The 8,050-nt window shown below is 68.4% G+C and carries 9 protein-coding genes; 5 read left to right on the top strand and 4 right to left on the bottom strand.

From position 1 onward, the window contains the following. A partial coding sequence (locus F3J14_RS32180) for an acyl-CoA dehydrogenase family protein (RefSeq protein WP_166726359.1) occupies positions 1 to 1,436 on the bottom strand: 1,436 nt, incomplete at its 3' end. 119 nt (positions 1,437 to 1,555) lie between these two features. Here F3J14_RS32180 and F3J14_RS32175 point away from each other — a divergent pair. Then, complete coding sequence (locus F3J14_RS32175) at positions 1,556 to 2,224, top strand: TetR/AcrR family transcriptional regulator (RefSeq protein ID WP_166726360.1); 669 nt, start codon at positions 1,556 to 1,558, stop codon at positions 2,222 to 2,224. Positions 2,225 to 2,331: 107 nt separating this feature from the next. Here F3J14_RS32175 and F3J14_RS32170 read toward each other — a convergent pair whose 3' ends face one another. Then, a complete protein-coding gene (locus F3J14_RS32170) occupies positions 2,332 to 2,652 on the bottom strand; it encodes a hypothetical protein (protein WP_166726353.1) in 321 nt (106 codons plus the stop codon). Between the two features lie 88 nt (positions 2,653 to 2,740). Between F3J14_RS32170 and F3J14_RS32165 the strand changes: the two genes are divergently transcribed. The 3 genes from F3J14_RS32165 to F3J14_RS32155 all read left to right on the top strand — a co-directional run bounded on the left by F3J14_RS32165 (position 2,741) and on the right by F3J14_RS32155 (position 6,242). Beyond that, the gene (locus F3J14_RS32165) at positions 2,741 to 3,895 is read left to right on the top strand and encodes a pyridoxal phosphate-dependent aminotransferase (RefSeq protein ID WP_166726358.1); all 1,155 of its coding nucleotides are present in this window, start codon (positions 2,741 to 2,743) and stop codon (positions 3,893 to 3,895) included. Positions 3,896 to 4,009: 114 nt separating this feature from the next. Then, positions 4,010 to 4,798 (top strand): ABC transporter substrate-binding protein, encoded by a 789-nt coding sequence (locus F3J14_RS32160; protein ID WP_166726357.1) that lies wholly within the window; start codon positions 4,010 to 4,012, stop codon positions 4,796 to 4,798. 13 nt (positions 4,799 to 4,811) lie between these two features. Further along, complete coding sequence (locus F3J14_RS32155; RefSeq protein WP_166726356.1) at positions 4,812 to 6,242, top strand: FAD-binding oxidoreductase; 1,431 nt, start codon at positions 4,812 to 4,814, stop codon at positions 6,240 to 6,242. A 26-nt stretch (positions 6,243 to 6,268) separates the two neighbouring features. Here the strand turns inward: F3J14_RS32155 and F3J14_RS32150 are convergent, their stop codons facing one another. Beyond that, positions 6,269 to 6,841, bottom strand: a complete 573-nt coding sequence (locus F3J14_RS32150; protein WP_166726355.1) for a PadR family transcriptional regulator — start codon at positions 6,839 to 6,841, stop codon at positions 6,269 to 6,271. Positions 6,842 to 6,909: 68 nt separating this feature from the next. After that, positions 6,910 to 7,341, bottom strand: a complete 432-nt coding sequence (gene cadR / locus F3J14_RS32145; RefSeq protein ID WP_006755461.1) for a Cd(II)/Pb(II)-responsive transcriptional regulator — start codon at positions 7,339 to 7,341, stop codon at positions 6,910 to 6,912. A gap of 81 nt (positions 7,342 to 7,422) precedes the next feature. Between cadR and F3J14_RS32140 the strand changes: the two genes are divergently transcribed. Continuing rightward, a partial coding sequence (locus F3J14_RS32140; protein WP_166726354.1) for a heavy metal-associated domain-containing protein occupies positions 7,423 to 8,050 on the top strand: 628 nt, incomplete at its 3' end.

Below are 8,050 nucleotides of genomic sequence, written 5' to 3'. Positions count from 1 at the left end.
GCCGCGAGCATCGCGCGCAGCGCATCGAGCGCCGCGCGGATGCGCGGTTCGCCCGCGCCGAGGTCGGCCAGTTCGGCGAGCAGCGCCGCGGCCGCGTCGGGTTCGCGCGACACCGCGCGCAGCACGTCGAGGCACATCACGTTGCCGGAGCCTTCCCAGATCGAGTTGACCGGCGCTTCGCGGAACAGCCGCGCGATCGGGCCGTCGTCGACGTAGCCGTTGCCGCCGAACACTTCCATCACCTCGCCGGTCAGTTCGACCGCGCGCTTGCAGACCCAGAACTTCGCGGCGGGCGTGACGATCCGTTTCCACGCGCGTTCGCGCGGCGAGTCGTCGCGTTCGAACGCGTCGGCGAGCCGCATCGCGAGGGCGAGCGCGGCCTCGCTTTCGAGCGCGAGATCGGCGAGCACGGTGCGCATCAGCGGCTGCTCGGCGAGCGCGCGGCCGAACGCGTGGCGCCGGCGCGTGTATGCGATCGCCTGCACGACGCCCTGGCGCAGCATCGCCGCGCTGCCGAGCACGCAGCTCAGCCGCGTGTAGGTGGCCATCTCGATGATGGTCGGAATGCCGCGGCCTTCGTCGCCGAGCATGATGCCCCACGCGTCGTTCAGCTCGATCTCGCTGCTCGAGTTGCTGCGGTTGCCGACCTTGTTCTTCAGCCGCTGGATCTCGACCGCGTTCTTCGTGCCGTCCGGCCGCCAGCGCGGCACATAGAAGCACGACGGGCTGCCGGCCTCGGTGCGCGCGACGACCAGGTGCGCGTCGCACATCGGCGCGGAGAAGAACCACTTGTGGCCGCGCAGCCGGTATTCGCCGCCACGGCCGCCCGCGCCGACCGCGGTCGCGAGCGTCGTGTTCGCGCGCACGTCGGAGCCGCCCTGTTTCTCGGTCATCCCCATGCCGAACCAGATCGAGCGCTTGTCGGCGACCGGCACGTCGCGCGGATCGTAGTCGTCGCTGTACAGCTTGTCGCGCAGCAGGTCCCACAGCGCGGGCTCCTTCTGCAGCACCGGAATCGCGGCCTGCGTCATCGTCGCCGGGCACAGCGTGCCGGCCTCGATCTGGCCGTGCAGGTAGAAGCCGGCGGCGCTCGCGGCCCAGCGGCCGGGGCGCGTATCGCGGAACGGGAGGGACACGAAGCCTTCGTTGCGGTACAGGCCGAGCAGCGTGTGCCAGGCCGGATGGAAGTCGACGCGGTCGATACGCCGGCCGCGCCGGTCGAACGCGTTCAGCTCCGGCGTGTGGCGGTTCGCTTCGTCGGCGAGCCGTGCGGTGTCGGCGCTGCCGAGCCGCGCGCCGTATGCGTCGAGCCGCGGCACGGCCCAGTCGGCGCCCGCGCGGGCCAGTGCGTCGCGCAGCGCGATGTCGGTGGCGAAGAGGTTATAGTCGACCAGTTCGTCGAACTGGTTCGTGACGGCATGGTTCGATTCGGTCATCGGGCTGTCTTCGGTCTCGTGCTTCGCGGTCTGCCGCGCGGGTGCCGTCCCGCTGGCGATTGCGCGCCAGCGCCGGCTTCCGGTCAAACGTGTATCCGCTGAATTTCAGAGTAGCAAATATGCCGCCGCGACATGTTCAGGTTCCGGCGCCGCCCGGCCAGCCGGCGGCGCAACCCGCGCCCGCGTTGCGCCGCCGGCCGCGCCAGTCGCGCGCGCAGGCCACGTCCGACGCGCTCCAGCAGGCATTCGTTCAGCTTTTGCTCGAGCGCGGCTACGCGAAGGCGACGATCCGCGAGATCGCGGCCGTCGCGGGCGTGAGCGTCGGCACCTTCTACGAATACTTCGGTGACAAGCAGAGCCTCGCCGCACTGTGCATCCACCGGCGCGTGCTGGCGCTGGCCGACCGGCTGCGCGACGTGGCGCACGGCTTGCGCGGCGTGCCGCGCGCCGAACTCGCGGCTGCGCTAGTGGATGTGCAGATCGACGCGATCGGCGCCGACGCCGCGCTTTGGAGCGCTTTCTTCGCGCTGGAGCGGCAGGTGTCGCCGCTCGCTGCGTACCGCCGGCATTACGACGCGTATGTCGCGCTGTGGCGCGACGCGTTCGCGCAGGCCGCCGATCCGCCGCCGGCCGCGCGGCTCGACGGGATCGCACGGATGGCGCATACGATCTGCTACGGAGGCGTGTCGCAGGCGCTGCTCACGCTCGGGCCCTCACTCGATTTCGCCGCGTTGCGCGCTGAGCTTCAGGCCGTGCTGCGCGGCTATCTGGCGGCAGTGGGCGAGTGACGCCCGCTGCGGCCGCACGGCCCTAGGGCCTGTTCACGCTAATAACGGGCTTGCGAACGTGCCTTTCCGCCCGCAGGGCAAGGAGAGAGGAGGCGCAATAGCCGTAGCTATTGCAACGACGAACGACGCCGCAATGCGGGCGGAAAGGCACGTTCCCCTGTTTGGAAAAACCATTCGTGGGGCTGGCCCCCAGAAGGGCCGATCGCCGCGTCATGCTCCTCGCGAATACGTCGAGTATTCGCTTCGTCGCATTCCTTGCGCTCGGCCCTTCTGGGGGCCAGCGCAAGCCCGTTATTAGCGTGAACAGGCCCTAGGGGTAATGCCTGATTCGCATGCGCGGCCGGCGGCACTACCGTGACATCGAGACTTTCTGCTGCAGGGTCATGAGAAAAATGCATGGCCTCCATGACGAACTTTCGGTTGTCCACGGTTATTGGCTCGGGCTAAATCATGCGGCATGAGCCGGGCCGCGCGCGTTGCGCGGGCCAGCCCGAAGGGACATCAGAAGGAGGAGTCATGCGAAGCGCCACCACGCCCCGTTCGAAACTGCCGGACGTCGGCACGACGATCTTCACGGTGATCGGCCAGCTCGCCGCGCAGCACGATGCGCTGAACCTGTCGCAGGGCGCGCCGAATTTCGCGCCCGATCCGGCGCTCGTCGAGGGCGTCGCGCGCGCGATGCGCGACGGCCACAACCAGTACGCACCGATGGCCGGCCTCGCGTCGCTGCGCGAGCGGCTCGCGGAGAAGACCGAGGCGCTATACGGCGCGCGCTACGACCCGGGCACCGAGATCACCGTGATCGCGAGCGCGAGCGAAGGGCTCTACGCAGCGATCAGCGCGCTCGTGCATCCGGGCGACGAAGTGATCTATTTCGAGCCGTCGTTCGACAGCTATGCGCCGATCGTGCGGATGCAGGGCGCGACGCCGGTCGCGATCAAGCTGTCGTCCGGGTATTTCCGCGTGAACTGGGACGAAGTGGCCGCGGCGATCACGCCGCGCACGCGGATGATCATCGTCAACACGCCGCACAACCCGACCGCGACGGTGTTTTCCGCCGACGATCTCGAACGGCTCGCGCAGCTCACGCGCGATACCGACATCGTCGTGTTGTCCGATGAAGTGTACGAGCACGTCGTGTTTGACGGCGCGCAGCACCAGAGCGTTGCGCGTCATCGTGAACTGGCCGAGCGCAGCGTGATCGTGTCGTCGTTCGGCAAGTCGTTCCACGTGACGGGCTGGCGGGTCGGTCATTGCCTCGCGCCGGCCGAGCTGATGGGCGAGATCCGCAAGGTGCACCAGTTCATGGTGTTCTCGGCCGATACGCCGATGCAGGTCGCGTTCGCGGAGATCCTCGCGCGGCCCGAAAGCTATCTCGGCCTGTCGGCGTTCTACCAGGCCAAGCGCGACCTGCTCGCGCGCGAGCTGGCCGATTCGCGCTTCGAGCTGCTGCCGAGCGAAGGCTCGTTCTTCATGCTCGCGCGGTTCCGGCACTTCTCGGACGAGCGCGACAGCGACTTCGTGCTGCGCCTGATCCGCGATGCGCGCGTCGCGACGATTCCGCTGTCGGCGTTCTATGCCGACGGCACCGACGCGGGCGTGATTCGCCTCAGTTTCTCGAAGGACGACGCGACGCTGATCGAAGGCGCGCGGCGGTTGCGGTCGCTGTAATCGCGGGCGCGAGCCCGCACCCAAGCAGGCGACATGTACGTCGCACCGAAGGCCACGGATGGGACCGGAACACATGCCGAAGCTCGGCGCCGGTCGACAAGTCAGGAGATCACGATGAAGCACGGACACACCCTGAAACTCGCGTTTGCACTCGCATGCGCGCTCGGCGCCGGTGCGGCGTTCGCCGACGGCCAGACCCTGCGTTTCGGCCTGGAGGCGCAGTACCCGCCGTTCGAATCGAAGGCGCCGAACGGCGACCTGCAGGGCTTCGACATCGACGTCGGCAACGCCGTCTGCCAGAGCGCGAAGCTGTCGTGCAAGTGGGTCGAGACGTCGTTCGACGGATTGATTCCCGCGCTCAAAGGCCGCAAGTTCGACGCGATCAACTCGGCGATGAATGCGACCGAACAGCGGCGCCAGGCGATCGACTTCACGACGATCATCTACCGCGTGCCGACGCAACTGATCGCGCGCACCGGCAGCGGCCTGCTGCCGACGCCGGAATCGCTGAAGGGCAAGCGCGTCGGCGTGCTGCAGGCGTCGATCCAGGAAACCTACGCGAAGGCGCACTGGGAGCCGGCCGGCGTGTCGGTCGTCGCGTACCAGGACCAGAACCAGGCGTATGCGGATCTCGTGGCGGGTCGCCTCGACGCGACGCTGGTGCTCGCGCCGGCCGGCCAGCGCGGCTTCCTGTCGCGTCCGGACGGCAAGGGCTTCTCGTTCGTCGGTCAGCCGGTGCGCGACGACAAGATTCTCGGCAGCGGGATCGCATTCGGCCTGCGCAAGGGCGACGACGCGCTGAAGGCGAAGCTCGATGCGGCGATCGACAAGCTGAAGGCGGACGGCACGGTGAAGTCGCTTGGCCAGAAGTACTTCGGCGACATCGACATTTCCACCAAGTAAGCGGGCGCGCGTGATGCAGAGCCTGGATACCGCTGCCGCGAAAGACGGTCACGGCGCGGCACCGCTGGCGGACGACGCGCTCGAGGCGGCGCTCGTCGCCGGCTTGGGCGATGCACTCGTCACGCGGGCAGCGGAGATCGATCCGCACTACTTCACCGCGTACAACGAGCCGGCCGGCGTGCGGCCGCGCGCGCTGGTGCGGCCGCGCAGCGTCGACGACGTGTCGCGCACGCTTGCGCTGTGCACGCGGCTTGGGCAGCCGGTCGTGCCGCAGGGCGGCCTCACGGGGCTTGCGCGCGGCGCGGTCGCGCTGGGCGGCGAGGTCGTGCTGTCGCTGGAACGTTTCGTCGGCGTCGAAGCGATCGACGCGGCGGCAGGGACGATGACGGTGCGCGCCGGGACGCCGCTGCAGACGGTGCAGGAAGCGGCGGACGCGGCGGGTTTCACGTTCGGTGTGGATCTCGGCGCGCGGGGTTCGTGCCAGATCGGCGGCATGCTCGCGACCAACGCGGGCGGCACGCGCGCGATCCGCTACGGCATGATGCGCGAGCAGGTGCTCGGGCTCGAGGCAGTGCTTGCCGACGGCACCGTGGTGTCGTCGATGAACCGGATGCTGAAGAACAACGCGGGCTACGACCTGAAGCAGCTGTTCATCGGCAGCGAAGGCACGCTCGGCGTCGTCACGCGCGCGGTGCTGCGGCTGCATCCCAAGCTCGCCGCACCAGCCACCGCACTCTGCCGGGTGCATGGCTACGACGCCGTCGTCGCGTTGTGGAACCGCCTGCGCGCACTACCGGAGATCGTCAGTTTCGAAGCGATGTGGCCGGCTTTCTACGACTACGTGGCGCGTCATACGCCCGGCGTCGTCGCGCCGTTCGCGGGCGACGGCAGCTTCGCGGTGCTGATCGAGTGCGCGACGAGCGCCCCGCGCGGCGATGCGCGCGAGGCACTGGAAAACAGTCTCGCGGATGCGATCGACATGGGACTCGTCGACGATGCCGCGCTGGCGACCTCGGAGCGGCAGGCGCGTGACCTGTGGACATTGCGCGAGGGTCTCGCAATCGATGCGCTGCCGCATCTGGTGAACTTCGACGTGAGCCTGCCGACCGGCGAACTCGGGCTGTTCGCCGAGCGCTGCGAAGTGGCATTGCGCGCGCTTTGGCCCGACATCGTGTGTCTGTGCTTCGGCCATGTCGGTGACGGCAACGTGCATATCGGCGTATCGCTCGCCGGCATGCGCGACGCGGACGCCGACGCGATCGATCGGTGCGTCTACGCGGTTGTCCGCGAGATGGGCGGCTCGGTGTCGGCGGAGCACGGCATCGGCATGCTCAAGCGAGCCTATCTCGGCCACACGCGCGGCGAAGCCGAAATCGGCCTGATGCGGCGCCTGAAGGCCGCGCTCGATCCCACCGGCATACTCAATCCCGGCAAGGTGCTTTGATCGGCGCGAGCCGATGGTGACGCGCGTCAGACGTCGACCCAGCGCAGCGCGCCGATCTTCAGGTGTTCGACGACGCTGCGTGCCCAGTCGAGCTCCGCGTTGAGCAGCACGAGCGCATGCTCGTTCTGCAGCAGGAACAGGCGCGGCACCTGGTCGTTCTGCGCCGCGTTGCGCAGCGACTCGAGACGTTCGCGTTCGGCTTCGAGCGCGGCGATACGGCGCTCGAGTTGCTGGCGCGCGTCGTCGGCGTCGAGCAGCGGCAGGAATGCAAGACCGGCGCCGAACGCCGGAAACTCGCGCGCAGGCTCCGCGAGCAGCGCATGCAGCCACGCCTGGCCGGCCGTATGTCCGGCCTCGGTCAGCGTGTACAGCGTGCGCTCGGGAAACGCGCCATCGCGCTCGGTGTCATGCACGGCGATCAGCCCGTCGCGCAGCAGACGGTCGATCGTCTGGTAGAGGCTCGTGCGCTGCCGCACGTTGACGACTTCGTCGTAACCGCGCGCCTTCAGCTGCTGCAACATCCCGTACGGATGCATCGGCGTTTCGGTGAGCGTCGCGAGGACCGCGAGCGCGAGCGGAGACGGGCGGCTCGATGTCATGAATAGTTCGATTATGTCTAGTAAGAATATAACTAGTATTAACTAGACTATCATATTCCACAAGGGTTTCAGCCGAGGTGCGAGCGCTTCGCGGCCGGCGCGACGGTTTCCATCGTCGCGAGACCATGCACGATTCCGCAATCCTCCACCGAATGTTCGCCGACGCACTGGCGGCGCAATTCGGTGAGCTGGTCGCGCAGATGCGTCAGTTCGGCGAGGCGCGCATCGACGTGGCCGATGTGCTCGTCGAGCAGCGTGTTGACCGAATCGCACGGGTCGGCCGGCGTGTCGGTGAGCTGCAGCAGCGTGCGGATTTCGTCGTGCGCCATGTCGAGCGCGCGGCAGTTGCGGATGAAGCGCAGCCGTTCGACGTGCACGTCGGTGTAGTTGCGGTAGTTCGCATCGGTGCGCTCCGCATCGGGCATCAGCCCCTCGCGCTCGTAGAAACGGATCGTTTCGGGCGTGCAGCGGGCCGCCTTGGCCAATTCGCCGATCTTCATGGCTTTCTCCGTTGCAAGGGTTGACCTTGTAGTGGCTTCAGGGTGTTAACTCTACACCGTCAAGCCATAGAGGAGGTTGTCATGACCGACGCCCAGCGTACCCACGACCCACGACACCGTCATGCCGGCGGCGCCGCGACCTGCAGCGCCGACGCGCGCGACACGCAGGCGGCGACCGTTGCCGATGCGGGGCCGGCGGCCGGCGAGCACGCGCACGGCGACGCGGCAGCGCGCGGCGCGGGGGACGACCACGGCGATCAGGCCGATCACGCGCATGGCGACGGGCATGTGCACGACGCTGCGTGCTCGCACGAGCATGGGGCGCATGACCATGCTGGTCACGACCACGACCACGACCACGACCACGACCACGACCACGACCACGACCACGACCACGCCGCCGGCGCCTGCTGCGCGCCTGCCGCGCTGACGCTCGCGCCGCTGCCGGTCGCGCGGGCGACTGCGTCGGGTCACGTGCGCTCCGCGTTCCGGATCATGCAGATGGACTGCCCGACCGAGGAAACGCTGATCCGCAAGAAGCTCGGCGGGATGCAGCAAGTGTCGGCGCTCGAATTCAACCTGATGCAGCGGATGCTGACCGTCGAACACGTGCCGGGCGCGCAGCCCGCGATCGAAAGCGCGATCCGCACGCTCGGGATGACGCCGGAGGCCGCAGCGGCCGACGCGCCTGCGACGCCCGTCGCGCCGA

The organism is Burkholderia sp. Tr-862 (assembly GCF_011753085.1).
GTDB classification, from domain to species: domain Bacteria; phylum Pseudomonadota; class Gammaproteobacteria; order Burkholderiales; family Burkholderiaceae; genus Burkholderia; species Burkholderia ambifaria.
The sequence above is the reverse complement of the archived record's forward strand: the minus strand, read 5'-3'. Positions and strand labels throughout refer to the sequence as shown.

What these genes read in the sequence shown, in the direction of transcription:
- F3J14_RS32175 (WP_166726360.1), top strand. Translation starts at nt 1,556, where the DNA reads ATGCCGCCGCGACATGTTCAGGTTCCGGCGCCGCCCGGCCAGCCGGCG.
- F3J14_RS32165 (WP_166726358.1), top strand. Translation starts at nt 2,741, where the DNA reads ATGCGAAGCGCCACCACGCCCCGTTCGAAACTGCCGGACGTCGGCACG.
- F3J14_RS32160 (WP_166726357.1), top strand. Translation starts at nt 4,010, where the DNA reads ATGAAGCACGGACACACCCTGAAACTCGCGTTTGCACTCGCATGCGCG.
- F3J14_RS32155 (WP_166726356.1), top strand. Translation starts at nt 4,812, where the DNA reads ATGCAGAGCCTGGATACCGCTGCCGCGAAAGACGGTCACGGCGCGGCA.
- F3J14_RS32150 (WP_166726355.1), bottom strand. Translation starts at nt 6,841, where the DNA reads ATGACATCGAGCCGCCCGTCTCCGCTCGCGCTCGCGGTCCTCGCGACG.
- cadR (WP_006755461.1), bottom strand. Translation starts at nt 7,341, where the DNA reads ATGAAGATCGGCGAATTGGCCAAGGCGGCCCGCTGCACGCCCGAAACG.